This window comes from Novosphingobium sp. CECT 9465, assembly GCF_920987055.1.
Lineage (GTDB): Bacteria > Pseudomonadota > Alphaproteobacteria > Sphingomonadales > Sphingomonadaceae > Novosphingobium.
Map to the genome: position 1 here is coordinate 1,164,691 of NZ_CAKLBX010000001.1, position 24,719 is coordinate 1,189,409.

Annotated in this window: 25 protein-coding genes and 1 tRNA gene; 15 read left to right on the plus strand and 11 right to left on the minus strand. The window is 60.9% G+C overall.

The features are described from left to right. Position 1 precedes the first annotated feature (1 nt). Entirely contained in the window at positions 2 to 790 is a 789-nt protein-coding gene (gene aat / locus LUA85_RS05675; RefSeq protein WP_231467697.1) for a leucyl/phenylalanyl-tRNA--protein transferase, read from the minus strand. Positions 791 to 858: 68 nt separating this feature from the next. Here aat and LUA85_RS05680 point away from each other — a divergent pair. Beyond that, positions 859 to 934, plus strand: a tRNA-Trp gene (locus LUA85_RS05680). Between the two features lie 175 nt (positions 935 to 1,109). Here LUA85_RS05680 and LUA85_RS05685 read toward each other — a convergent pair. Further along, positions 1,110 to 1,691, minus strand: a complete 582-nt coding sequence (locus LUA85_RS05685) for a hypothetical protein (protein ID WP_231467699.1) — start codon at positions 1,689 to 1,691, stop codon at positions 1,110 to 1,112. Between the two features lie 309 nt (positions 1,692 to 2,000). Between LUA85_RS05685 and secE the strand changes: the two genes are divergently transcribed. The 5 genes from secE (at position 2,001) to LUA85_RS05710 (ending at position 4,533) form a co-directional block, all read left to right on the plus strand. Further along, positions 2,001 to 2,195 carry a preprotein translocase subunit SecE gene (gene secE, locus LUA85_RS05690; RefSeq protein ID WP_231467701.1) on the plus strand — a complete coding sequence of 65 codons (195 nt, stop codon included), beginning with the start codon at positions 2,001 to 2,003 and terminating at the stop codon, positions 2,193 to 2,195. Positions 2,196 to 2,245: 50 nt separating this feature from the next. Further along, on the plus strand, positions 2,246 to 2,782 hold the full coding sequence (gene nusG / locus LUA85_RS05695; RefSeq protein WP_231467703.1) for a transcription termination/antitermination protein NusG: 537 nt from the start codon (positions 2,246 to 2,248) through the stop codon (positions 2,780 to 2,782). 164 nt (positions 2,783 to 2,946) lie between these two features. Further along, on the plus strand, positions 2,947 to 3,378 hold the full coding sequence (rplK, locus tag LUA85_RS05700) for a 50S ribosomal protein L11 (RefSeq protein WP_231467705.1): 432 nt from the start codon (positions 2,947 to 2,949) through the stop codon (positions 3,376 to 3,378). A 4-nt stretch (positions 3,379 to 3,382) separates the two neighbouring features. After that, entirely contained in the window at positions 3,383 to 4,084 is a 702-nt protein-coding gene (rplA, locus tag LUA85_RS05705) for a 50S ribosomal protein L1 (RefSeq protein WP_231467708.1), read from the plus strand. A gap of 266 nt (positions 4,085 to 4,350) precedes the next feature. Beyond that, positions 4,351 to 4,533, plus strand: a complete 183-nt coding sequence (locus tag LUA85_RS05710; RefSeq protein WP_231467710.1) for a hypothetical protein — start codon at positions 4,351 to 4,353, stop codon at positions 4,531 to 4,533. Here LUA85_RS05710 and LUA85_RS05715 read toward each other — a convergent pair. The 4 genes from LUA85_RS05715 to LUA85_RS05730 are packed head-to-tail and all read right to left on the minus strand — an operon-like array spanning position 4,517 to position 8,082. Then, on the minus strand, positions 4,517 to 5,005 hold the full coding sequence (locus tag LUA85_RS05715) for a hypothetical protein (protein ID WP_231467712.1): 489 nt from the start codon (positions 5,003 to 5,005) through the stop codon (positions 4,517 to 4,519). The genes LUA85_RS05710 and LUA85_RS05715 overlap by 17 nt on opposite strands. Positions 5,006 to 5,063: 58 nt before the next feature. Continuing rightward, positions 5,064 to 5,768 (minus strand): peptidylprolyl isomerase, encoded by a 705-nt coding sequence (locus tag LUA85_RS05720; RefSeq protein ID WP_231471781.1) that lies wholly within the window; start codon positions 5,766 to 5,768, stop codon positions 5,064 to 5,066. A gap of 4 nt (positions 5,769 to 5,772) precedes the next feature. Next, positions 5,773 to 6,534, minus strand: a complete 762-nt coding sequence (locus tag LUA85_RS05725) for a molybdopterin-binding protein (RefSeq protein ID WP_231467714.1) — start codon at positions 6,532 to 6,534, stop codon at positions 5,773 to 5,775. A gap of 39 nt (positions 6,535 to 6,573) precedes the next feature. Then, the gene (locus LUA85_RS05730; protein WP_231467716.1) at positions 6,574 to 8,082 is read right to left on the minus strand and encodes an NAD(P)/FAD-dependent oxidoreductase; all 1,509 of its coding nucleotides are present in this window, start codon (positions 8,080 to 8,082) and stop codon (positions 6,574 to 6,576) included. Between the two features lie 105 nt (positions 8,083 to 8,187). Between LUA85_RS05730 and LUA85_RS05735 the strand changes: the two genes are divergently transcribed. Next, entirely contained in the window at positions 8,188 to 9,162 is a 975-nt protein-coding gene (locus tag LUA85_RS05735) for a magnesium and cobalt transport protein CorA (protein WP_231467718.1), read from the plus strand. Here the strand turns inward: LUA85_RS05735 and LUA85_RS05740 are convergent. Together LUA85_RS05740 and LUA85_RS05745 are read right to left on the minus strand one after the other, a co-directional pair. Next, on the minus strand, positions 9,157 to 9,927 hold the full coding sequence (locus LUA85_RS05740) for a DUF1365 domain-containing protein (protein WP_231467719.1): 771 nt from the start codon (positions 9,925 to 9,927) through the stop codon (positions 9,157 to 9,159). The genes LUA85_RS05735 and LUA85_RS05740 overlap by 6 nt on opposite strands. After that, complete coding sequence (locus LUA85_RS05745) at positions 9,924 to 11,240, minus strand: NAD(P)/FAD-dependent oxidoreductase (protein ID WP_231467721.1); 1,317 nt, start codon at positions 11,238 to 11,240, stop codon at positions 9,924 to 9,926. Before LUA85_RS05745 ends, LUA85_RS05740 begins: the two co-directional genes overlap by 4 nt. A gap of 125 nt (positions 11,241 to 11,365) precedes the next feature. Here LUA85_RS05745 and LUA85_RS05750 point away from each other — a divergent pair, with 125 nt between their 5' ends. Both LUA85_RS05750 and LUA85_RS05755 read left to right on the plus strand, forming a co-directional pair. Further along, complete coding sequence (locus LUA85_RS05750; RefSeq protein WP_231467724.1) at positions 11,366 to 12,388, plus strand: cyclopropane-fatty-acyl-phospholipid synthase family protein; 1,023 nt, start codon at positions 11,366 to 11,368, stop codon at positions 12,386 to 12,388. Positions 12,389 to 12,460: 72 nt separating this feature from the next. Then, complete coding sequence (locus LUA85_RS05755; protein WP_231467726.1) at positions 12,461 to 14,080, plus strand: M20/M25/M40 family metallo-hydrolase; 1,620 nt, start codon at positions 12,461 to 12,463, stop codon at positions 14,078 to 14,080. 38 nt (positions 14,081 to 14,118) lie between these two features. On the opposite strand, the gene rimO is transcribed toward LUA85_RS05755, so the two are convergent. Then, positions 14,119 to 15,525 carry a 30S ribosomal protein S12 methylthiotransferase RimO gene (gene rimO, locus LUA85_RS05760; protein ID WP_231467728.1) on the minus strand — a complete coding sequence of 469 codons (1,407 nt, stop codon included), beginning with the start codon at positions 15,523 to 15,525 and terminating at the stop codon, positions 14,119 to 14,121. Positions 15,526 to 15,625: 100 nt separating this feature from the next. Here rimO and LUA85_RS05765 point away from each other — a divergent pair, with 100 nt between their 5' ends. Continuing rightward, a complete protein-coding gene (locus tag LUA85_RS05765; protein ID WP_231467730.1) occupies positions 15,626 to 16,033 on the plus strand; it encodes a DUF1761 domain-containing protein in 408 nt (135 codons plus the stop codon). A 65-nt stretch (positions 16,034 to 16,098) separates the two neighbouring features. Here the strand turns inward: LUA85_RS05765 and LUA85_RS05770 are convergent, their stop codons facing one another. After that, the gene (locus LUA85_RS05770) at positions 16,099 to 16,761 is read right to left on the minus strand and encodes a TetR/AcrR family transcriptional regulator (RefSeq protein ID WP_231467732.1); all 663 of its coding nucleotides are present in this window, start codon (positions 16,759 to 16,761) and stop codon (positions 16,099 to 16,101) included. 179 nt (positions 16,762 to 16,940) lie between these two features. Here LUA85_RS05770 and LUA85_RS05775 point away from each other — a divergent pair, with 179 nt between their 5' ends. Both LUA85_RS05775 and LUA85_RS05780 read left to right on the plus strand, forming a co-directional pair. After that, entirely contained in the window at positions 16,941 to 18,065 is a 1,125-nt protein-coding gene (locus LUA85_RS05775) for an LLM class flavin-dependent oxidoreductase (protein WP_231467734.1), read from the plus strand. A gap of 108 nt (positions 18,066 to 18,173) precedes the next feature. Then, positions 18,174 to 20,615 carry a TonB-dependent receptor gene (locus tag LUA85_RS05780; RefSeq protein ID WP_231467735.1) on the plus strand — a complete coding sequence of 814 codons (2,442 nt, stop codon included), beginning with the start codon at positions 18,174 to 18,176 and terminating at the stop codon, positions 20,613 to 20,615. 110 nt (positions 20,616 to 20,725) lie between these two features. Here the strand turns inward: LUA85_RS05780 and LUA85_RS05785 are convergent, their stop codons facing one another. Next, positions 20,726 to 21,094, minus strand: coding sequence for a VOC family protein (locus LUA85_RS05785; protein WP_231467737.1), 369 nt, complete (start codon positions 21,092 to 21,094; stop codon positions 20,726 to 20,728). A gap of 154 nt (positions 21,095 to 21,248) precedes the next feature. Between LUA85_RS05785 and LUA85_RS05790 the strand changes: the two genes are divergently transcribed. From LUA85_RS05790 to LUA85_RS05800, 3 genes are all read left to right on the plus strand, one after another. Next, a complete protein-coding gene (locus LUA85_RS05790) occupies positions 21,249 to 22,403 on the plus strand; it encodes an LLM class flavin-dependent oxidoreductase (RefSeq protein WP_231467739.1) in 1,155 nt (384 codons plus the stop codon). Between the two features lie 44 nt (positions 22,404 to 22,447). Then, positions 22,448 to 23,548 (plus strand): LLM class flavin-dependent oxidoreductase, encoded by a 1,101-nt coding sequence (locus tag LUA85_RS05795; protein ID WP_231467741.1) that lies wholly within the window; start codon positions 22,448 to 22,450, stop codon positions 23,546 to 23,548. Positions 23,549 to 23,628: 80 nt separating this feature from the next. Continuing rightward, positions 23,629 to 24,714, plus strand: a complete 1,086-nt coding sequence (locus tag LUA85_RS05800) for a zinc-binding dehydrogenase (RefSeq protein ID WP_231467743.1) — start codon at positions 23,629 to 23,631, stop codon at positions 24,712 to 24,714. The last annotated feature ends 5 nt before the right edge of the window (positions 24,715 to 24,719 follow it).

Below are 24,719 nucleotides of genomic sequence, written 5' to 3' on the forward strand. Positions count from 1 at the left end.
TCTATGACGTGTGGGTGAAAGATTGCGCGATGACGTTTCCTGGCGAAGATGCGCCAAAAGCGGAAGAGCGCAGCGCCGCGAAACCCGCAGGCAGCCCCAGTGGAGCGCCCAATGGAGCCGCCGCTCCGGCGCCCGTCGCCAGCCCATCACCCAGTTCTTCGGCCAGTGCCAGGGCAACGGCGGATTCTCCCGGCGAATAGGGTCGCTGCGCTTGTGACAGAAGTTGCAGATATTCGCGCTGTGGAATTTCCACCGCGCCCATTGATGTAAGATGAGCAGTCGTGAACTGGCAATCGAGCAACTCGGCTCCCACGCGGCGCAGGGATGCAACCAGCCAGGCCAGCGCCACTTTCGATGCGTCGGCTTCGCGACTGAACATCGATTCGCCGCAGAACACGCGGGCAAAACCCACACCGTAAAGCCCGCCGACCAGCCGTCCATCCCTCCAGCATTCTATGGAATGGGCATGTCCGTGCTCGTGCAAACCGATGTAGCTTTCGCGGATGCGCGTACTGATCCAGCTTTCTTCGGCATCGGGCCGTGGCGCGGCACACGCGTCGATCACCGATTCGAACGCCGCGTTGCAGGTCACCGAAAAGCGCCCCCGCCGCAGCGTACGGGCCAGCGAGCGTGACATATGAAAGCCGTCCAGCGGCAGGATCGCCCGCATCTTCGGCTCTACCCAGAATACGTCAGGGTCATCGCGACTGTCCGCCATCGGGAATATCCCCGCGCGGTAAGCCTTGAGCAGCAGCTCAGGCGGGATGGTATGGGGATCGTTGCGGGACATAATGTGCAAGTTTGTGTTTCGGTCGGTTGCATCCCCCGCGTCAACCCTCTAAGGGGCCTTCCGAGCACAGGAGCGTAGCTCAGTTGGTAGAGCATCGGTCTCCAAAACCGAGGGCCGTGGGTTCGAGTCCCTCCGCTCCTGCCACTCGCCACACGGGCAGTTTCTGCCGTGGCGGGTTTTTCAGGCAGACATAAAAAACGGGGCGGTACGCATGGCGCCCGCCCCGAGTCCGTCTCACGCGTCTGGTTCGCTTGAGAACATCGGCGATCTTATGTGTTCATTTCGCGGAATACCAGCGTTGGCAGCCACTGGTGAGGCATCAATTGCCAAGCAGTCCGCCCGCGGCACCCGTTGCGCGGCCAGCCACACCGCCGCCCAGCGCCCCACCGGCACTTGTGCCCATCGTGCCGATCTGTCCGCCGACCTGACTGCGGCCTGAAATCGTCGAATCGATTGTACCTGATGTGGCGACATCGTTCAGGCTCTCGCTCGCGCCGCGTTTCATGCGATCCGTACTGCGATCAGCCTTGCGAGTTGCGCGGTCTGCCGTCGCGTCAGCCTTGCGCTTGGCACGGTCAGTTGTCGATTCGGCCTTGCGGGTTGTGCGATCTAGTGCGGCATCTGCGTTACGCGCCGCGTTATCGACTGGTGGTGTAGGGGCTACAGTCTGGCCGCTTGCATTTGCCGTGCCGGAAACCGCGCCGCCCACGCCCTGGTCCGTTCCGGCCTGAACCGACCCGCTGACGCTGCCACCAGCTGTACCGCCAGTGGTGGCCGATCCGGCTCCGCCAGAAACTTGCGACCCTGCCTGTACTGAACCGCCCGCAGACACCTGACCGCTTTGGCCGTGTGCCGTGCTGGCGATGGTCATTGCCGCCAGCGAGATCATGATGCGTTTCATTTTTCCATTCCTTTCAGGGGTATGGTTGACCCAAATCTTGTTGCAGGGATCAAACCGGCGGGCGGTTTGGTTGGTTCCGGGCGTGATTATCGCTCCATCGGGATCACAGCGCGTCCCGTCGTGCGGCGCGCATGCGCCCTTCGCATGCCGCGCTCTTGCCATTTTGCCGCAGTCAGCCTAAATGAAGGCAACTCCGACATCGGAAAATCACCAGCCCCTCCCGGACTTGTCCGGGGCGGCGATGATCCCTAGGCGGAAGAAACGAGTTTCATTTCCGGCATCTGCCGCAGTTCTACAAGGCGTTCAGCAATGGCCAAGACCAGCCCCGGCGAGTTCTTCAATCAGGTGAAGGCAGAAGCGCGCAAGGTCGTCTGGCCGACCCGCCAGGAAACGACCACCACCGCGATCTTCGTCGGCATCATGATGCTGATCCTGGCGGTGTTCTTCCTCGGCATCGATTCGCTGTTCGGCATGACGGTCAAGTTCCTGCTTTCACTGGCTTGATTGACGCCCTGATCGCCGTTCCCGATATTTCCAGGACCAAAGAGAGACATATGGCCCGCTGGTACATCATTCACGCTTATTCCGGCTTCGAGAACAAGGTTCGCGATGCGATCATTTCGGAAGCCGAGCGTATCGGCCTTTCGCAGCTGGTCGAAGCGGTCGAAGTGCCGACCGAGACCATTACCGAGGTCAAGCGCGGCAAGAAGGTTCAGGTCGAACGCAAGTTCATGCCGGGCTACGTTCTGGCCAAGCTGGCGATGAATGACGACATCTACCACCTCGTCAAGAACACGCCCAAGGTGACGGGTTTCCTCGGCACCAACAGCAAGCCGCAGCCGATTTCCGACAAGGAAGCCGCCCGCTATTTCGGCGCGCGCGAGCAGGCTGCCGCAGAACCGCGCAAGAGCGTGGTGGTCGATTACGAGATCGGCGATTCGGTCAAGGTCAACGCAGGGCCATTCGCTTCGTTCAACGGCATCGTCGAGGAACTCGACTTCGACAAGAGCCGCGTGAAGGTCTCGGTCTCGATCTTTGGCCGCGCCACCCCGGTGGAACTGGGCTTCGAGGAAGTCGAACTGGTTCGCTGATCCATCGCAACACTTGCAATTTCGGGTCGATGCTGTATCGGCCCGCGCTTCGCGGGCGTAACTGCCCGTGATTCCGTGCGGGAGTCCCGGAGCAGTCCGGGGCGTTGACCGCTCACTCTGAGGCAGGGCGAGAGCGCTGCCGACAGGAAGAAAGGAGGCCCCTCGTGGCCAAGAAAATTGAAGGCTATATCAAGCTTCAGGTGAAGGCTGGCGAAGCCAAGCCTGCACCGCCGATCGGTCCTGCGCTGGGTCAGCGCGGCGTGAACATCATGGAATTCTGCAAGCAGTTCAACGCTGCCACGCAGGAAGTCGAGAAGGGCACCCCGCTTCCGACCGTGATCACCGTCTATGCCGACCGTTCGTTCACGTTCGTCACCAAGACCCCGCCTGCCACGTTCTTCATCAAGAAGGCCGTCGGCATCCAGTCGGGTTCGAAGACCCCTGGCAAGGCTTCGGCCGGCACGATCACCCGCGCGCAGCTCGCTGACATCGCACAGGCCAAGATGAAGGACCTGAACGCGAACGACATCGACGCCGCAACGAAGATCATCGAAGGCTCCGCTCGCGCGATGGGCCTCACCGTGGTGGAGGGCTGAGAACATGTCCAACCTGACCAAGAAGCAGAAGTCGCTGACCGAAAAGCTGGGCGACAACATGAAGCTTTACGCCGTCGATGACGCGATCAAGCTGCTGAAGGATCTCAAGAGCGCCAAGTTCGACGAGAGCCTTGAAGTTTCGCTCAACCTTGGCGTCGATCCGCGCCACGCAGACCAGATGGTCCGTGGCATGGTTACCCTGCCTTCGGGCACGGGCAAGGACGTGAAGGTTGCCGTGTTCGCCCGTGGCGACAAGGCTGAAGCCGCGCTCGCCGCCGGTGCCGACAAGGTTGGTGCCGAAGATCTGCTTGAAGACATGCAGAACGGCAATCTCGATTATGGCCGCGTGATCGCTACGCCCGACATGATGGGCATCGTCGGGCGCCTCGGCAAGGTGCTGGGTCCCAAAGGCCTGATGCCGAACCCGAAGCTGGGCACCGTCACCCCGAACGTCGCCGATGCGGTCAAGGCAGCCAAGAGCGGCCAGATCGAATTCCGCGTCGAAAAGGCCGGCATCATCCACGGCGGCATCGGCAAGCTCTCGTTCTCGGACGAAGCACTGCGCGCCAACTTCGACGCATTCGTCGATGCAATCGTCAAGGCAAAGCCTGCTGGCGCCAAGGGCAAGTACCTGCGCAAGATCGGTCTGTCGTCGTCGATGGGGCCCGGCCTGAAGGTTGACGTGGCACAAGTCCACGGCGGCTGATCCAGCCATTTGCGAATGGAAAAGGCGGGCCGGGAGGGGAAACCTTCCCGGCCTCTTTTTTGGCGGTCATCTCGTTTGCAAACATCATTTCGTCATTGCGAGGAGGCGAAGCTGACGCAGCAATCCAGTGTCGTTACACACCGCTCTGGATTGCTTCTCCCCGCTTCGCGGCGATCGCAATGACGAGGCGAAGGCTTGTGTTTGCAAAGGACACAATTCCCTATTTTGTGCTCCCGCAAATGGCGGGGGCAGGCTAGGGAGGGGTGATGATCGAAAACGAAGCGCCGCAAGATCCGGTAACGCCCCACAACCCGGTAACGGCCGCCCGCTTGCAGGTGGAGGCGGTAATTCCGCCGGAAAAGCGCGGACCGGGCTGGGATCGGCACTGGCGCGAACTGGAACACTATGCCGAAGCGGCAATGGACTGGACGGTCAGCCAGCGGCCTTGATGTTCGCTGCGGTGTAGCATTCAACGACAAGACTGATCGCGCTGCCATCGGCCACGCGCAGGACCGCGCGATGCGACAGGACGGTGCCCTGGGGACACTCGGCCATGCGCCCCCGCACAGCCGCCAGCCGCTCGCGCCGGAAGCCGAGCGGGGCGACGACTTTCCCGAACGGGATATCGGTCGTTTCCAGCGTCCGGTTCATGTCCGCCGTAAGCCGTGCGGGCACATACCAGTTGTGCGCGACCGACAGCACCGTGTCTCCGCACACCAGCCGCACGTTGCGATAGACAACTTGTGCATCGCTGGACACGCCCAGATCGCGCCGCACTTCAGGCGTAGCGAGGCCTTGTGCCATGCGGTCTGCCAGCGCGCGGATGGTTGGCGGTTGGGCGATGCCCTGCGCTGCGCACCATTGACCCAGCGCTACGGTCGCGCTGTCATTGGCGGCAAGAACGCGCTCGAAACGGGGCATGGCGGCACTGGTGCATCCCGCCAGTGAAACCGCGCAAACCAGCAGCCACAGCCGCATATCAGGGCGTGGGCGCAAGCGCCGGGATCGTATCGGGCAGGCGGCGCGCGGTGATGATCCTGACCGGCCTGGCGAGAATCTGCCCGCGCATGATGCCCTCGCCCTCGGTCTCGGAAATCGGCGCGGCGAAGATGGCCTTCACCACGTCCATGCCTTCGATCACCTGCCCGAACGCGGCATAACCGGCTTTGGCTTCGGGATCGGTGGCGTCGGGCTGCGCATCGAGGCCGGGCTGGTCCGATACCATGATCGAGAAGTCCCCCGTGGCGGTGCCGGGGGCATAGCGCGCCATCGAGAGCGTGCCCGCCTTGTGCAGGATGCCCGTCTGATCGGTGGGTTCATGGGCGATTGGCGGCAGGTTGCGCCGGGGATCGCCGCGCGTGCCCGCCTGGATCAGGCCGTTGGGCTGTTCACCCCATTTCAGGTGCATGGCGCGATAGAACACCGTGCCATCGAAGCGCTTCGTTTCGGCATAGCGCACGAAGTTGCTGGCGCTGGCAGGCGCGCGCTTCACGTCCACTTCAACCACGATCGGCCCCGCGTCAGTGGTCATGGCAATCCGCACTTTGTCGGGCAAGGGGGCGGTCGATGGCTTGGCATAAGCTGGCACCGCAGGGCGCTGTACGGGTGGGCGCTTCTTTGCCGGGGCGGCGCCAACCAGCAGGATGGCAAGCGGGGCCAGTAGGGCAAGGCGACGTGTGAGCATCATGTCAAATCCCGCCCGAAACCGGAATGCGGCCCAGGCTGGACAGCCCTTCTTCGAGTGCCGCGCTGCAAGCCTTGAGCTGATCGTCGCTGACCGAGCGGATCACGAAGTTTGCGCCGGTGCGTCCTTCGCGGAAGAACGGGTAACTGCCGATCTGGCAGCCATCGAATGTCCTTTCGGTTTCACGCAGCAGGTCCGCAATCTCGCTTTCGCCAACCCAGCAGCCCACCGTGGTCGAAAGCAGCGGCAGCCCCCCTTCAAGCTGGCCGGTAAGCCCGTCGAGCATCTGGGCCGTGATGGCGGGCACACCGGCCATCAGGTAGACGTTTCCCGCGCGGATGCCCGGAGCGCCCGAAACACGGTTTTCGATCAGCTCGGCGCCTTCGGGCACCCGCGCCATGCGCAGGCGCGCATCAGTCAACCCGCCGCGTGATTCGTAATAGCTTTCGAGGATTGCGCGCGCCTTGGGGTGGATCACCACGTCAACGCCCAGCGCCTGCGCCACCGCGTCCACGGTGATATCGTCATGCGTCGGGCCGATGCCGCCGGTGGTGAACAGATAATCATTGCGGGCGCGCAGCGCGTTTACCGCCTCGACAATCGCCTCCATCACATCGGGCACGACCCGCACTTCGCGCAAACGGATGCCCTGAACCCCAAGCCACGTGGCGACTTGTGCGATGTTCTTGTCTTGCGTGCGGCCTGAGAGGATTTCATCGCCGACCACGATCAGGGCGGCGGTCCAGATGCGGGATTCGTTGGTCATGCCATGCAGCCTAAAGCAACCACCGCCACCGCAAAAGCGCTATTGCGCTGTCTCCACTTGCGCGTTGGACCGTATCGGCCCTGATGCCCTGCTGAACTCAAGCACACCATCGTCAACCGGATCGCTGCGCATCCACGCCTTGTCGTGGATATAGTCCTGGTTGAGCCGCCAGCGGGTGTCGGTGGCGCTTTTGGGCATGCGATGGCGCGCGCGCTGAATGTAACCCGACGAGAAGTTGTAGACATCATCCTGATCGAGGCGATGATTGGGCGCGAGCCGGGGAACTGCGATCCGCGCGCCCTTTTTCTTCATCGTGTTGAGGACTTCGCAGACGAAACGGGCGTTGAGATCGGCCCGCAGGGTCCACGATGCATTGAGATAGCCGAACACGATCGCAAGATTGGGCACGTTCGAGAACATCGTGTTCTTGTAATAATAATGGTCAGCGAAATCGAGCGGCACACTATCGAGGCTCAACTTGATCTTGCCAGCCATCGCCATCTTCAATCCTGTGGCGGTCACGATCACATCGGCATCAAGACGCCTGCCGGATTTGAGCACGATGCCGGTGGCGTCGAAGCAATCGACATGATCGGTGACGATGCTGGCCTTGCCCGCCTTGATCGCTTGGAAGAGGTCGCCGTCAGGCACAAGGCACAGGCGCTGCTCCCAGGGATTGTAGGGTGGCGTGAACGTGCGGGCGTCATACTTGTCGCCCAGTACGGCCTTGATCCGTCTGGTCAGGAAATCCCCCACCTGTCGCGGTTTCGACCGGGCGCGTTTGAATACGAAATCCTGAAAGCGCACGTTCTTGAAGCGGATGATGCGATAGGCGAGTTTGGCCGGAAGAACCTTGCGCAGTACGTTGGCGATGCGATCGCCAGACGGCTGAATGGCGTACCAGGTAGGTGTGCGCTGGAGCATGGTGACATGCGCGGCCTTGCCGGCCATTGAAGGAACCAGAGTCACCGCGGTCGCTCCCGATCCGATCACGACCACGCGCTTGCCTGAATAGTCGAAGTTTTTAGGCCAGAATTGCGGATGCACTATATGCCCCGCAAAATCCTCGCGCCCGGCAAATTGGACTTCGTAAGGCCGGTCATAATCGTAATAGCCTGAGCCGAGATAGAGCCATTGCGCGGTCATCCTGCTGCGCTGCCCGTCCGGTCCTTCGAGCGAGGCGACCCACAGGCCCGACGCACTGTCGAAAGCGGCGCTCAACACCTTGCTGTCAAAGCGGATGTGGCGGCGGATATCCCGATCGTCCGCAATGCGGTTCAGATAGTTCAGGATCAACGCACCATCTGCAATCGACTTTTCTTCGGTCCATGGTTCGAACGCGAAGCCGAGCGTGTGCATATCGGAATCCGAACGGACGCCGGGATAGCGGAACAGGTCCCAGGTTCCGCCCAGCCGGGCGCGGCGTTCTACAATGGCAAAGCTGCGGTGGGGGCAGAGCATCTTCAGATGTGCCGCCATGCTGATGCCGGAAATACCAGCCCCCACGATCAGCACGTCCACGTCCGGCAGGTGTGCCGTCGCGCTCATGGAAGGATCAATGCCCAAGACTTCTCTCCTGCTCCATAATTGACACTAACGTCAGCCTGTCTGCATCCGATTGCTAGTCCGTTTGCATTTTGCCACTGGTGTTCGATGAGCATTATCGCAGCCCGCCGCTATAGCAATGGAACCGCCGATGACAACGCGCTGCGGCTGGACGGCATTCCCGCCGCCGAAGGGCCGCCGCACAGCTTCGACTGGATCGGCCTGTACGAGCCGAGCGACGCCGAAATGGACCTTGTGCGCCAGCAATACGGGTTGCACCCCCTGGCGGTGGAAGATGCGCTGAACCCGCGCCAGCTGCCCAAGGTCGAAATTTATGGCAGGACATTGTTCGTTGTCGCGCGCACGGCCGATCTGCTGGTGGGAGAAGACATCGCCTATGGCCAGACCGCGCTCTTCGTGGGGCCGGGTTTCCTGATCAGCGTCCGTTTCGGCAGCATGCGGGCGCATACCGAACTGCGTCAGCAGCTTGAAACGCAGGCCGAGCGGCTGGCTGAAGGGCCGGATTATGTGCTCCATGCGGTGCTCGACTTCATCGTCGACGGCTACCTGCCGCTGCTAGATGGACTCGACAACATTGCGCAGGAGATGGAGGAAGCGGCGATAGACGTCTTCCCCGAACAGTCGGTGATCCGCCGCATCTTCCGCCTGCGCCGCCAGTTGCGCCGGTTCGAACGCGTGATCGGACCGATGGAGGAAATGGTCGAGCGGCTGGTCATCGCTGAATTGCCGTGCATCGATCCGGGCGCGCGCATCTGGTTCCGCGATGTGCTCGATCACGTGCGCCGTGCAATGGCGCGGATGCGCAGCCTCAAGGAAACGCTGGCGGCCATCGTCGAAACCGCGAGCCTGCTGGAACAGCACCGCCAGGGCGAAATGACGCGTTCGCTTGCTGCATGGGCCGCGATCCTTGCCGTGCCCACCGCGATCGCCGGAATCTATGGCATGAACTTTGACTATCTGCCGGAACTGCACTGGCGTTACGGATACTTCGCGGTCTGGGGCGTGATCGTGGCGATCTGCGGGGGCCTGTGGCTGCGCTTTCGCAGCATCGGGTGGCTATAATGCCCCGCGTGTAAAGATTGTGTCGGGCGGGGACGGCTTGCGGAACAGGGGCACACGCTTTGCCCACAATTTCAGCGCTTCCCAGTGAATCCCTACCGTCACCTTCAGCGTGATCAGCGGCATGGCAAGCGCCGCGCGCAACAAGGCGGCATCGGTCAGGTCTTCGCGACGCGCGGTGTGGATCGCCGAAAGGACCGGTCCGCCTGCGTCTGAAACGGCAATGCCGATGGCCAGGCGCTGCGCTGGTGGCAGCACACGAAAGGCATAGGTCATGTCCATCGGCAGGAACGGTGAGACGTGAAACCGTTTGGCCGTGATGTGCCGCACAGCGCGCGCGCCGGGCGCCACCGCCATGACATAGCTGTGCCGTTCGCCGAAAGTGTTCGAAACTTCGTAGATGATCGCGCGCAGATGGCCGTCCGTGCCATGGCAGAACCATGTGCTGAGCGGATTGAATGCATAGCCCAGTACGCGCGGCATGGTCAGGAGGTGGATCGCACCGCCATCGGGCGCGATGCCTGCTGCGCGCATCAGGCGTTCGATATGCGCGCGCAAAGGGATGCCATCTCCCGCGCCGTAGTCACGATCATGGAATGCAAACAGGCCGAAGCGATTGCGGGAAAAAAGGCGCAGGCTGCCTGCCAGTCCGTCAATCCGGTCAATGTCCAGCAGCACGTGCAGTACACGATAGCGCAAGGTATGAACGCAAGGGCGCAGCCGCCGGTGCAGGACGTTGCCCCGGTAAAGCGCGCCTGCGGCCGTCATGCCGGCTCAGGCACTGTGGCCCGATGCGTCACATGGATACGCCCGGATTCGCTTTCCGCCTGCCACGGTCGGCGAAGTCCGCCGAGTTGTTCGGCCACGGCCAGCCCCGCCTGCAATCCGTCCTCATGAAAACCGGCCCCGAACCATGCGCCGCAGAACCACGTTCGTCGCCTTCCCTGAAGAGACCACAGGCGCGGCTGGGCAAGGCCTGCGGCGGCATCGAACACGGGATGGTGATAAATCTCCTGCCGGTGAACCAGCGCCGGGTCTGGCCTGAACAGCGGGTTCAGCGTTACGAAAAGATCATTGTCCGGCGGCAGGTGCTGGAGGCGGTTCATCCAATAGGTCACCGACAACTGGTGGCTTTCATCCGAGCGTTCAGCCGCATAATTCCACGCCGACCACACCTTGCGCCGACGTGGCATAAGCCGGGGATCGGAATGGAGCATGGCTTCGTTGCGGCGATAGGGGAACGCGCCCAGCAATTCGCGCTCGTCCGCGTCGGGATCGGCCAGCATCGCCAGCGCCTGATCCGCATGGGCGGCGATCACCACATGGTCGAACCGTTCCCAGCCGCGCCCGGCGTCAAGTTCCACGCCGTTTGCCAGCCGCCGGACCTGGCGCACGGGCGATGACAGGCGGATGCGATCGGCAAAGGGTGCACTGATCCGTTTCACATATTCGCGGCTGCCGCCTGCCACCGTTCGCCACACCGGTCGTTCGCGGAATTGCAGGAGGCCGTGGTTTTCGAAGAACCGCACGAACGCCGCCGCCGGGTGGTGCGGAATGTCCTTGACCGGGGTGGACCAGATCGCCGCTGCCATCGGATAGAGATGATCGTCACGGAATGCCGGTCCGCAGCCCAGCCCGTCAAGATATGCGCCGAGGCCCTGCTCGCCCATGCCGGGCAGATCGCGCGGGGCGGCATTGTAGAACCGCACCAGATCGCGCAGCATCGACCAGAAGCGTGGCGAAACAAGGTTGCGGCGCTGCGCGAACAGGCCGCGCAAATCGCCCGAATATTCAAGCCTGCCCTGATCGAGCGAGACGGCAAAGCTCATGATCGTTTCGCGCGTTGGCACATCAAGGTGACGCAGCAGGGCGGTCAGGTTGGGATAGGTGCGTTCGTTGAATACGATGAAGCCGGTGTCTACCGGTACGCCCGCCGCCTCTACTGTGTTGCTGTGCCCGCCTAGCCGGTCGGCAGCCTCGAACAGCGTCACGCGGTGACCCTTCGTCAGCAGCCACGCGGCCGACAGTCCAGAGATACCGCTGCCCACTACGGCAATATCAAGCTCACGCGAGCCGCTCATCTATTCGAATACCCCTTCGCCGGACCAGCAAGGCCCGAACGTTCCTACCGTCCCTGTTGGTATTATAGAGCGCTCCCGTGAGGGCAGGTTGACACAAGTCACACCTGCATGGCTAGTCTGTGTTGGTGACTGTGCTTGCTTCTGCCGTCGCGCTGGTCGAACGCGCGCCCCTGCCCGACGCGGTGACGCGTGAGGGCATTGATTTCATGTGCAACCTGCGTCGTCGGGCGCTGTATCGCGATCAGCCTTCGGACGCTGTATTTGCCGCATGGATGGCGCGGCGGGCGGTAGCCGAGCACACCGATGCCGCCAACGAACAGCATTATGAACTGCCGCCGCGCTTCTTTGAACTGAGCCTGGGGCCGAACGCCAAGTATTCCTGCTGCTTCTATCCCACCGGCACCGAAACGCTGGAGCAGGCCGAACGCGCCGCGCTGGAGGCGACCGTGGAGCATGCCGGGCTGGCCGACGGGCAGGAGATTCTTGAACTTGGGTGCGGCTGGGGATCGCTCAGCCTGTTCATGGCGGCACGTTTTCCCGGCGCGCGTATAGCCGCAGTGTCCAATTCGCGCCCTCAGGGCGATCATATCCGGGCGAAGGCATCCGCGAGGGGCCTCAGCAACCTGATGGTCATCACGGCAGATATGAACGCCTTTCGCCCGGAAGGCCGGTTTGACCGGGTGGTCTCGGTCGAGATGTTCGAACACATGGCCAACTGGCGCGAATTGCTGGGCCGGATGCGCGGATGGGTAAAGCCCGATGGGCGACTGTTCCTGCATGTGTTCAGCCACGCCCGCTATCCCTACCGTTTCGACTCAGAGGACAAATCGAACTGGATCGCGCAGCATTTCTTCACCGGCGGGATTATGCCGAGCCAGAGCCTGATCCGTCAGTTCGCCGATCTGTTCGAGGTGGAGCGCGAATGGCGGTGGGATGGTACACATTACCAGCGCACCGCGCTTGATTGGCTGGCATTGTTCGACGCCCGCAGCAAGGAAATCGAACCTGTGCTCCGCGCGGTCTATGGCACCGATACCGCGCTGTGGATGCGGCGGTGGCGGTTATTCTACCTCGCGACAGCAGGCCTGTTTGGCAACAGCGGCGGCAAGGAATGGGGCGTCAGCCACTGGCTGCTCAAACCTGCGTAAAAAGCCCTTGGCTTTCCGTGAGATGGCGGCAAGATAGTTGCCAGAGAAACCGATCCGGGGAGTTTTCAAATCATGACAATCCGTTTGCGCGGCGCAGCCAGCGCCGTGGCGATAGCCCTTTGCACATTCACCGCGCCTGCCCTTGCAGGTCCGGCCGAAGACCGCATGATCGCACAATTGCTCGATGAAGGGCTCAATCGCTCCGATGTGATGGACACGGCTTCCGAATTGATGGACCGCATTGGCCCGCGCCTCACCAATTCGGAAAACCACCGCAAGGCCGAGGAATGGGCGATTGCCAAGTTTGCCGCCTATGGTCTCAAGAACATCCATCGCGAACCGTTCGAATTCGGGCTTGGCTGGAATCTCAAAAGCTATTCGGCCACGATGACCGTCCCGCGCGCACTGCCGCTGACGGTGCTGCCTGTGGCGTGGTCGCCCGCAACAGGCGGCACGATCACGGCACCGGTCGTCGTCGCACCGATGAGCAAGATCGAGAATTTCGACGCGTGGAAGGGCAAGCTGGCAGGCAAGATCGTACTCGTCAGCCTTCCCGGTGAGACCAGCGAATCCAAGGACCCGGTGTTCGAACGCCTTTCGAGCGAGGAAATCGGCAAGCTCGACAAGTACACGCTACCGCGCCACGATCCTGAGGCAATCGCGCTGCAAACCGCACGACGCGGCTTCCTGCGCAAGCTGTCGGCGTTCCTCAAGGGCGAAGGCGCCCTGGCGATGGTCCGCATGACCTATCGCGATGGCAAGCTGGTCCATGGCGAGGGCTATGACTTCACGCCCGGCGAAACGCTGGCGATCCCGGCAATGGACATGGCGCAGGAAGATTATCGCCGTCTCGTCCGGCTGGAAAAGACCGGGGCAGCCCCGCAACTTTCGCTCGCCATCGATGCGACATTCGACAGCAACGACCTGCTGGCTGACAATATCATCGCCGAAATTCCCGGTTCCGATCCGAAGGCCGGTTATGTGATGGCAGGCGCCCACTTCGATAGCTGGATCGCGGGCGACGGCGCGGCTGATAATGGTGCGGGCAGCGTCGCCGTTATCGAAGCGGCCCGGTTGCTGACCAGGCTGGGGGTCAAGCCGAAGCGCACCATCCGCTTTGCCCTGTGGAGTGGTGAAGAGCAGGGCCTTCTGGGTTCAAAAGCCTATATCGAACAGCACCTTGCCACGCGGCCAGTGGATCCGGCGCTGAAAGGTATCGACAGCTATTCGGCCTGGCGCAACGCCTATCCGATCACGCCCAAGCCGGGCTATTCGGAGATGAAGGCCTATTTCAACATGGACAACGGTTCGGGCAAGTTTCGCGGCATTTATGCCGAGGGCAATGTCGGGGCGGCTTCGCTGCTGCGCGACTGGCTGGCCCCGTTCAATTCGCTGGGTGCCGACAAGGTGGTGATGAGCAAGACCGGCGGCACCGATCACGTCTATCTCCAGGCGATCGGTCTGCCCGGATACCAGTTCATCCAGGACCCGCTGGACTACGACACGCGCGTTCATCACTCCAGTCTGGACACGCTGGACCACATGCGCGCCGACGACATGCGACAGGCCTCGGTGATCCTTGCTGGCATGCTTTTGCAAGCGGCGATGAGCGACAAGGAACTGCCACGCTCGCCGCTGCCGACAAAGCCGGACGCGACCGATCCGTTCAAGGTACAGGACCCGAACCAGTAGCTTGTTGAAGGGGGCCGGCTCAGGGCCGGCCTCCTGATTCAGTTCACGATCACGCCATAAAGGTCGTGCGCGTCGGCATCCTCGATCAGGACGTGGACGAAATCGCCGGATTTGAGGCTGGCGGGCACATCGCGCAGATAGACCGCGCCGTCGATTTCGGGCGCGTCGGCTTGTGACCGTGCGGTTGCGCCGATGTCGCCATCTTCGTCAGCCTCGCCAACTTCGTCGATGATCACCGGGATCGTGCGACCAATCTTGGCGGCGAGTTTCGCGGCGCTGATTGCTTCGGTCTTTTCCATCAGGCGAGCGTAGCGGTCTTCCTTGACCGCTTCGGGAACCTGATCGGGCAGATCGTTGGCCGCAGCGCCCGCAACCGGCTCGAACCGGAACGCGCCAACGCGATCGAGTTGCGCTTCTTCCAGCCATTCGAGCAGATATTCGAAATCGGCCTCGGTTTCGCCGGGGAAGCCCACGACGAAGCTGGAGCGGATTGCGATATCCGGGCAGATTTCGCGCCATGCCTTGATTCGTTCGAGCACCTTGGCCTCGTTTGCCGGGCGCTTCATCGCCCGCAGCACAGTGGGGCTGGCATGCTGGAATGGAATGTCGAGGTACGGCGTGACCAACCCTTCGGCCATCAGCGGAATCACCGCATCGACATGGGGGTAGGGGTAGACGTAGTGCAGGCGCACCCATGGCGTCTGGCCATCAGGGGTGCGCAGCTTGCCCAGTTCACGCGCCAGATCGGTCATGTGCGTGCGGACGGGATTGCCCTTCCACATGCGCTCTTCATGCCGCACGTCGACGCCATAGGCCGAAGTGTCCTGGCTGATGACCAGCAATTCCCTGGTGCCTGCCGCCACCAGCTTTTCCGCTTCGCGCAGCACGGCGTCGATCCGGCGGCTGGCGAGCTTGCCGCGCAGCGAAGGGATGATGCAGAAGGCGCAGGCGTGATTGCAGCCTTCGGAAATCTTCAGGTAGCTGTAATGGCGCGGGGTCAGCTTCACGTCGCCCGGCTCTGCCTGCGGGATCAGGTCGATGTAAGGTCCCATGCCCGGAGGTGCCGCTTCGTGCACGGCCTCTACCACGGCTTCGTACTGGTGCGCGCCGGTAACGGCCAGCACTTGCGGAAAGCGCGCGCGGATGGCGTCTGCTTCGTTGCCCATGCATCCGGTCACGATCACCCGACCGTTTTCGGCCATCGCCTCGCCAATCGCGGCAAGGCTTTCTTCCTTGGCGGAATCGAGGAAACCGCAAGTGTTGACCAGCACCACGTCGGCCCCGGCATAATCGGCGCTCATGGCATAGCCATCGGCGCGCAGGCGCGTGAGGATCCGTTCCGAATCAACAAGGGCCTTGGGGCAACCAAGGCTGACCATGCCGACCTTGGGAGCATCCGGGATTTCGCGGGGGGGAATCTGAGTTGCCATTATGCCGCGGCCCATAAGCGAGTTTTGCCCTTTCGTCACGCATGTTGGCCCGCGATTGCCAATCGGCTGCCTTCGCGGTAGCAAGTTACCTTGCGGGGCGCAGAAAAGGAACGTCATGGGTCCGGTCAACTGGCTTGCCGTATTGGTTGCTGTTTTTGGTGCGTTGGCCGTGTCTGCCGCATGGTATGGCCCGATGTTCGGCCGTGCGCGGCTGGAAGTCGTTGGTCCTGGCGGGCTTGGCATCCGGCGTTCGCCCGCGCGTACAACCGCGATCACGGCTGCCCTGCTGTTTGTATCCGCCGCGATGATGGGCCACATGTTCGCGCGTGTCGGCACCGAAACCCTGGCCGTGAAGTGGTGGCTCTACTTCATGATGTCGGGTGGGCTGGCCGTGGCCTTCGTGATCCCTTCGCTGTGGATCAGCTACACCCATCAGCGCATCAGCACCCGGCTCGCGCTGATTGACGGGGGATTCTGGCTGGTGGCCTATCTCGCAATGGGCCTCGTCTTTTTCCTGCTGTAAGTGCCTAGGCTTGCACGGAATGGCCCGAATCGGCCAGTGTCATGCCGACTGCAAGATACACGCGATCATGTCTCTGCCGGCAGGGGCGCGGCCAGCGCCGCCACGATCTGGCCCAGGGTATCGATCACCGCATCTTCAAAGCGTTCGCCTTCCTCCCCGTTGTCACGCGTGTGGATGACAAGAATGTTGAGGAACATGAAGCAGGCCGTGACCAGGCGGCGTTGGGCCACATGTTCCGGCAGGAAATCAAGGCAGGCCCGCAGCAGGACAAGCGTTCGGGCAAGATTGGGTGCCACCCGCTCGCCAAACTGGCCGAATCTTCGGGCCTGATAGCGGAGCAGGTAGGCGGTTAGAAATCCCGCATAGGAGTGATCGCCGAATTCATCGATCAGTTCGATCTGGGGCCTGAAGATGATCTCGGTTATCGTGCGCAGATCGGCAAGGCTTCTGGCGGCTTCGGCAACCGCAAGCATGGCACCGCGTGCGCTTTCCATCTGGTTCATGCGATAATCGAATATGGCCTGCACCAGCGAATCACGCGACCCGAAATGGTATTGCACGGCGTGGTGATTGCGCTGCCCGGCCTGCGCCGCGATTTCGCGCAGCGACGCGCCTTCGATACCGTCGCGTGCGAACAGCACTTCGGCTGCAAGGATGAGCGCGACCTTGGGGGCCGCCAGCGAGAGGCTGGTATCGGGGGCAGGTATCTGAGCGGTTTTCGTCGTCATTTAAGCCAATTGGGATAGTGCGGCGCCAGCGTCAAGCGCGGCTTGCGACAACGATTTCGCAAAATCGTCAACGACAGTGTTGATTTTCGTCAACATGTGTGTTGAATGGGCTTGACGAGATGGCCCGCCAGAGGCAAATAAGCCACATGGCTTAATTCAAAAGCCTTGGGAGAGTAGATATGACGATGGAAACCGGCCTCATTTTTCACCCCTATATGCGTCCGGGCCGCACCGCGCGGCAGACGTTCCAGTGGGGCGTGGACAGCGCTGTGCAGTGCGACAAGATCGGATTTACCTCGATGATGATCTCCGAGCATGCCTCGCAAATCTGGGAAAATATTCCCAATCCCGAACTGATCATTGCCGCAGCGGCGTTACAGACGGATACGATCAGGTTTGCCCCGATGGCGCATATCCTGCCGCACCAACACCCGGCGAAGCTGGCGATGACGGTGGGCTGGCTTTCGCAAATCCTTGAGGGCCGTTATTTCATGGGGATCGGTGCGGGCGCTTATCCGCTCGCTTCGTACATCCACGGGATCAAGAACACGGACACCAACTTCCTCAACGAAATGGTGCGTGAATCGCTGATCATCATGGAAAAGATCTGGAAGCGCGAACCGTTCTTCCACGAAGGCAAGTTCTGGAGCGCGGGCTTCCCCGAAGAAGAACCGGCAGTGACCGAAGAGGATGAGCAGCACATGCTCGCCGACTATTCGCCCTATGGCGGCAGTTTCCCGGAATTTGCCGTGACCGGATTCAGTGCCAATTCGCCATCGATGAAACTGGCAGGTGAGCGTAATTTCAAGCCCGTTTCGATCTATTCGGGTCTTGATGCGCTGAAGCGGCATTGGGAAATCTATTCGGAAGCCAACATCAAGGCTGGTTTCACCCCCGATCGCCAACGTCATGCCGTATCGCAGACCGTGTTCTGTGCGGACACTGACGCCGAGGCCAAGCGGCTCGTGATGGAAGGCCCGATCGGTTACTGCTTCGATCGCTATCTTATCCCGATCTGGCGCCGTTTCGGCATGATGGACGGCTTTGCCAAGGACAACGGCGTCGACTCGCTCGATATCGATCTCGAATTCCTGGTCGACAAGGTGTTCGTCGTTGGATCGCCCGATACGGTTGTCGACAAGCTCAACCATCTGTTCGAGCAGACCGGAGGCTGGGGCACGCTTCAGGTCGAAGCGCATGATTACTTCGATGATCCGTCGCCCTGGTTCAAATCGCTTGAACTGATTTCGAAGGAAGTGGCGCCCCGCGTCAAGGTTCCCGGCGAAAAGTTGGTAGACGCCTGATCTGATTTAATGCGCTTGAATTGAATACCTTGTGTGTTTGCTGCGCGAATAGAGTGCAGCAAACACACTCGAAAGATTTTCTTGATAATAAAAAATGGGAGAAGGGATATGGTTCATTTTTCAGATGGCGTTCGTGCATTCGGCGCAAGGAAATGCGCGTTGCTGCGCGGGGGTGCAAGTACGTTCGCCGTGATTGTCGCCGCACTGGCGACGCCGGTTCTGGCGCAGGCCGCACAGGAACAGGTGCCTGAGGAAGTCAGCCTGCAGGACATCGTTGTCACTGCGCAGCGCCGTGAGGAAAGGCTGTCGAAGGTCCCGGTTTCGGTCGTTGCCTATGGCGCAGAAGCGCTTCAGACCCGCAATATCGCCAGCGAGCAGGATGTCGGTACGCTGGTTCCCGGACTTCAGGTCAAGAACGGCCAGAATTCGAACCAGCTCAGCTACTCGATGCGTGGGCAGTCGCTCGATCCGTTCTCTGGCACCAGCCCTGCCGTCCTCCCCTATCTCAACGAAGCGCCTTACAATCCCGGTAATACGGCGACGGCATTTTTCGATCTCGGTTCGATCCAGGTCCTGAAAGGACCGCAGGGAACGCTGTTCGGCCGCAACGCCACCGGCGGTGCCGTGCTTTATACAACCCCGATGCCGGGTGATGAATTTGGCGGCTATGTGATCTTGCGCGGTGCGTCGCGCGAATTCGGCCAGATGCAGGCTGCCGTCGATCTGCCGATCGTGACGGACAAGCTGGCCATTCGCCTGGCATTCGACGCCACGCGCGGCAATGGCTATGTCACCAACATCAATACCGGCAACACGCTGGGCGACAAGAACAGCCGTTCCGGCCGCGCCACCATTCTGTTCACGCCAACCGAGACGATCAGGAACGTCACGGTTTTCCAGCATGACCGGGTGAGAGGTACAGAAGGCGTTGGCGGCATCTTCAATTATCATTCGGTGCCCACCACGCCGGGAGATCCCACGACGCAGTTCATCAGCGATGGAACCACGAAGACGCCAAACACCACGGGCATTCTTCTGGATAACACGCTTGCCGCGATTTACGGGAACAACGATGGACCGGCGGCACCCGGCTTTTTCCCCGGCGGTGTCGAGGGATATACCAAGTTCTCGCGCGCCAATCCTTACAAGATTTTTCTGCAGTACGATCTGCCGCACCGTGCAGAAAACACCTTCGTTTCCAACACGACCGAAATCGAAGTTGGCAGCTATGCGAAGATCAAGAACATCTTCAGCTACATGAAGGGCAATTCGCGCACCCCCGGCAATCTCGGCGGCGGTCCCTTCGGTTCGCTGTGGTTGTTCAAGCTGGCCGGGACCAATGCCACCGGAGCGCCGGGCGGCCAGACGTTCAAATCGGAAACCTACAGCAACGAACTGCAATTGCAGGGTGAAACCGCCGACGGAAAGCTGAACTACACCGCTGGTGTGTTCTATTCGAACCAGAAGCGGTTCGAAATCATCCCGATCAACATCGGCGCCGATGTCGTTCCGGGCGGCATTGCCGATATTTCCTATGCCTATCGCAACCGGCAGACGTCCAAGGCCGTGTTCGCACAGGTCAGCTACAAGGTGACAGACAAACTCACTGCCACGCTTGGCGGTCGCTATACCTGGGAAACGGTGGGTATTCGTCAGGCGGCGGGCAATGTGTTCGGCGTCGATCCGAACTCCCCTGCGGCTGACCAGAGCCAGAAGCTTTCGGCTCCGGCGTGGACGGCCAGTGTGCAGTACCAGATCGACCCCAACAACATGGTCTACTTCAACCAGCGGGGAAGCTTCCGTTCGGGCAACCTCAACGGCACGGTGGCCCCTTTCACCGATCCGCTGACCGGCAAGCCTGCCAACCTGTTCAAGAACGAAAAGGTCCATGATTTCGAGATCGGCTACAAGTTCAACGGGCGGATTTCGACCGTTCCGGTCCAGTTCAATGTGGCGGCTTACAAGATCATCGTCAAAGATGCTCAGCGCGCACTTTATGCAGTGGTCGGCGGCGCTCCGGCAGGCTTCACTGTCAATGTGCCAGAGGCGGTGACCAAGGGGGTCGAAGTCGATGCGTTCGTCGGGCTGACGTCGTGGCTCGATGTCGGTTTCAACCTTGCCTATACCGATGCGAAGTATACCAAACGCAACGTGCCAATTCCGTTCGTCGGGAACATTGCGGTCGATTCCTATCCCGATGCTCCCAAGTGGGCCGGATCTGGCTTTGCCGAACTGAAATTCCCGGTTCCATCGGAAATCGGTGGGGTCAGCTTGCGGGCCGACTACTACAAGCAATCGAGTTTCTTCTTCTCGAACACCAACGGCACGTCGACGCCGGGTACGGGTCTCGATGGATACTCCACGCTGGCAATGCGCCTGAACTGGAAGGAAATCATGGAGAGCCAGGTTTCGGCCGCGCTTTTCGTGCGCAACCTGACCAAGAATACCTACTACATTTCGGGTTACGCGCTCGGTGCTTCCAACGGCGTGAACACAGCCTATCCGGGTGAACCGCGGACGTTCGGTGCTGAACTTTCGGTCAAGTTCTGATCGTCAGGAAGATGATCGGTGTCAGGATTGCCTAGCGGCAGTTCTGGCACCCGTTCCTTCTCATGTACAAAAAATGCTGCGGTTGATGCCGCAGCATTTTTTGTATCGGCTCAGCCGCGAAGCTCCAGTCCGTTACCATCGGGATCGGTAATGTACAGCGATTGCCCCCAGCCGGATGCCCCGAAGCGTTCGCCCGCAGTGCCAATTTCAACGCCATGCTGCTTGAGATGATCGCGCACCTGCGCAAGATCGAAATCTCTCACCGTCAGGCAAAGGTGATCCATGTTGCGGCCCGGACCTTCGGGCAAGGGCTGCCCCGCCAGCAGGTCGATAAATAGCTTGCCGACTCGCAGATGCGCGAGCGCGAGATCATCGCGGCGCCATTCCAGTTTGCATCCCAGAACTTCGCAATAGAAGTGGATGGCGCGTCCAAGGTCAGCGACCCTGACGACGACATGATCGATTCCAGAAATTTCCATAGACGTTCAACTGCGACGCGGATTGCGGCGACGCAAGCGTCAATCGCCATCAGTCAACGCATAAGTTGATGCAGTGCCCTGATCGCCATTGACAAGGGGTAGATGGACCACATATCAACGCTGGTGTTGATAAAAGTGATTGGGGATTGAGGCGATGAAATTCCATCTGATGCAGACCGGCGTCGTGGGGCGCCGCCATGAGATCGAGGCTGGCATGGCCGGGCAGCGCAACGATCTGTATCAGCGGTTCCTCGAAGAGGTTCGCGGTTATGTGCGGCTTGCTGACGATCTTGGATTCTACGGATATTGCCAGCCTGAACATCACTTGCAGATCGAAGGGTTCGAGGCGAACAACCATCCAGGGATGTTCAGCCTCTTCGTTGGCCAGAACAGCAAGCGGCTCAAGGCCGGAATCATGGGCTATACCATGACGACGCACAATCCGGTGCGCGTGGCCGAGGAGATCGCAACGCTCGATCACATGCTGCAAGGCCGCATGTATTGCGGGTTTACGCGCGGTTATCATGCCCGCTGGGTGGATAGCTACGCCGCCAAGGAAGGGGTCAGCGCGACGACGCCGGACAACGTGAAAGCGCGCGACGAACAGGATGCGCGCAATCGTTCGATGTTTGAAGAAGGCGTTCGCGTGGTCAAGAAGGCGTGGACTAGCGATGTGTTCAGCCACAAGGGTGAAAACTGGGAGTTTCCTCCCAATGGCGGCTCTGCCGGGCATCCCGCCTATGCAAAATACGGCAAGGGCCAGGACGCCGATGGCATCGTTCGGCAGATCGGGATCGCGCCGAAATGCTATCAGGACCCGCACCCACCGATTTATGGTGGCTTTGCAGCTTCCGGGCGGACCATCGATTTCTGGGCAGAAGAAGGCGGCAAGCTGATCGTCCTGTCCGACAACCTCGACTTCTGTGAATCGCTGAACAATCGCTATATCGGATCGGCCGCCAAGGTGGAGCGGGAGGTGACCAAGACTCAGGCTTCGGCTTGGGGTGGCTTCCTGATGTTGACCGATGACAAGGATCGTGCGGCGCAACTGATGGAAGAGCACATGTGGTTCTGGGACGAATGGTTCATCCCGATGGGCCAGCGTCCGCCGAACGTGCTGATCGGATCGGCTGACGAGATCGCCGACCGGATTGGCGAGGCACATGACCGGCTTGGGTTCGACGAACTGTTCCTGATGTTCGGGCAGGGCCATCTGGAGCCGGATGCCAACAAGGAAGAACTGGACAAGTTCATCGACAAGGTAGCGCCACGCTTTTCGACCAAGAACGAAGAAGGCGTATTCGTGTGATGTGACCGGTCCACCCATAAAAACAGTTTCCGGGAGAGAACGAAATGTCCATGCAGTGCGGAATATTCATGACGCCCTACAATCCCCCCAGCCGAACACCGCGTCAGGTGTTCGACTGGGCGGTCGATATAGCGCGCATCGCCGACGAGGCGGGGTTTGCCGATTACATGATCGGTGAGCATTACACGCTGGGCTGGGAGAATATTCCCATGCCAGAGGCGATCATCGCGGCTTGCGCGCAGACGACCAAATCCATTCGCTTTGCGCCGATGGCGCACTTGCTGCCGTATCATGATCCGGCAACGCTCGCGATCCGCATCGGCTGGCTTAGCCAGGTGATGGAAGGCCGTTACTTCCTTGGTGTGGCACCCGGCGGACACCACACCGACGCGATCCTGCACGGCTTCGACAATATTTTCGAACTGCCGCCACGCCAGCTTGAAGCGCTCGGCCTGATGGAGCGCGTGTGGGAGGGCAAGCCCTTCCTTGAAAAGGGCAAATACTATCAGGCAGGGTTTCCCGGACCCGACACGATGCCGGAATACAACGTCGAGATCGCCAACAACGCGCCTTATGGCGGACGTGCGGCGCTTGAACTGGCAGTAACGGGTCTCTCGCAAAAGTCTTCCTCGATGAAGTTTGCGGGCGAGCGCGACTACTCGCCGATCTCGTTCTTCGGCGGTACGCCGCAGATGAAGGCGCATTGGGATACGTGGTCAGACGCGATGATCTCGAAAGGGCACGTGCCCGATCGCAAGCGTTACCGTGTGTGCCGCGACATCTTCATCGCCGACACCGATGCCGAGGCCAAGCGGCTGGTGCGCAAGACCGGGCTGATGCAGACGTGGCACAAGTACCTGAAGGAAATCTACGTCAAGTTCGGGCTGTTCGATGGCATCATCCACGACAGCGGCGTGGACATCACGCCGGACACGATCGACGAGGATTTTCTGGTCGAGCATGTGATCCTGTGCGGATCGCCCGATACGGTGATCGAAAAGCTGGAAAAGCTGGCCGATGCGGTTGGCGGCTGGGGTCAGATCGTGGCCAACCAGCATGATAGCATCGATGATCTCAAGCCCTGGGAAGAATCGCTGCGCCGACTGGCCACCGAAGTTTGCCCCAAAGTTCGAATGCCAAACTGAACCCCTGCCGGTGATAGCCGCAGACGGCGCCGTGAAGAGCGCCGCTGTTGCCATTGCCGGATCTGGAGAGGACCGAAGAAATGAGCAAGGCAAGAGCGTGCGTGCTGGTTGAACCCAACCGGATCGAAACCTGGGACGTTCCGGTGTTCGATCCCGAACCGGGCGGCGCGCTGGTGCGTATTGTGGCAGGCGGGGTGTGCGGCAGCGATGTCCACATCATGTCGGGCGAAGCGGGCATCATGCCGTTTCCGATCATTCTGGGCCATGAAGGTGTGGGCCGGATCGAGAAGCTGGGACCGGGCGTTACCACCGATTATGCAGGCGTTGCGGTAAAGCCAGGCGATCTTGTCTATTGGGCGCCGATTGCGCTGTGCCACCGCTGCCACAGTTGCACCGTGCTGGATGAGACGCCTTGCGACAATTCGCAGTTCTTCGAACATGCCGAAAAGCCCAACTGGGGCAGCTATGCCGATTTTGCCTGCCTGCCCAATGGCCTTGCGTTCTTCCGGCTGCCCGATGGCGCCTCGGTCGATGCGGTGATTGCGCTCGGTTGTGCCTTGCCCACGGTGTTGCGCGGGTTTGATCGCTGCGGACCAGTGCGCATGGGCGATACGGTAGTGGTGCAAGGGGCAGGGCCGGTCGGTCTTTCCGCCATTCTTGTCGCCAAGCTATCAGGCGCGCGCGAGATCATTGCGGTGGACATGCACGATAACCGGCTTGCCATTGCCAAGGCGCTGGGCGCGACGGCAACCGTTTCGCTCAAGGACCCCGCCGACGAACGGCGCAGGCAGATCTATGATCGCGTTTCGGTCAACGGTCCCGATGTCGTCGTCGAAGCCGCTGGCGTACTACCCGCATTTCCTGAAGGCGTTGACCTTGCAGGCAATCACGGGCGCTACATCATCCTGGGGCTGTGGGGCGCGATCGGTACGCAGCCGATATCGCCGCGTGACCTGACGCTCAAGAACCTGACGATTGCCGGGGCGACGTTCCCCAAGCCGAAGCATTACCATCAGGCGCTGCATCTGGCGGCGCGGCTGAACGGGCAATACCCGCTGGCCGAAATCGTCAGCCATCGCTTTGGCGTGAGCCAAGCACTTGAAGCGCTGGAGGCGACGGCGGCAGGTGCGGTGATCAAGGCCGTTATCGACCCCGAAATCAACTGAACGAC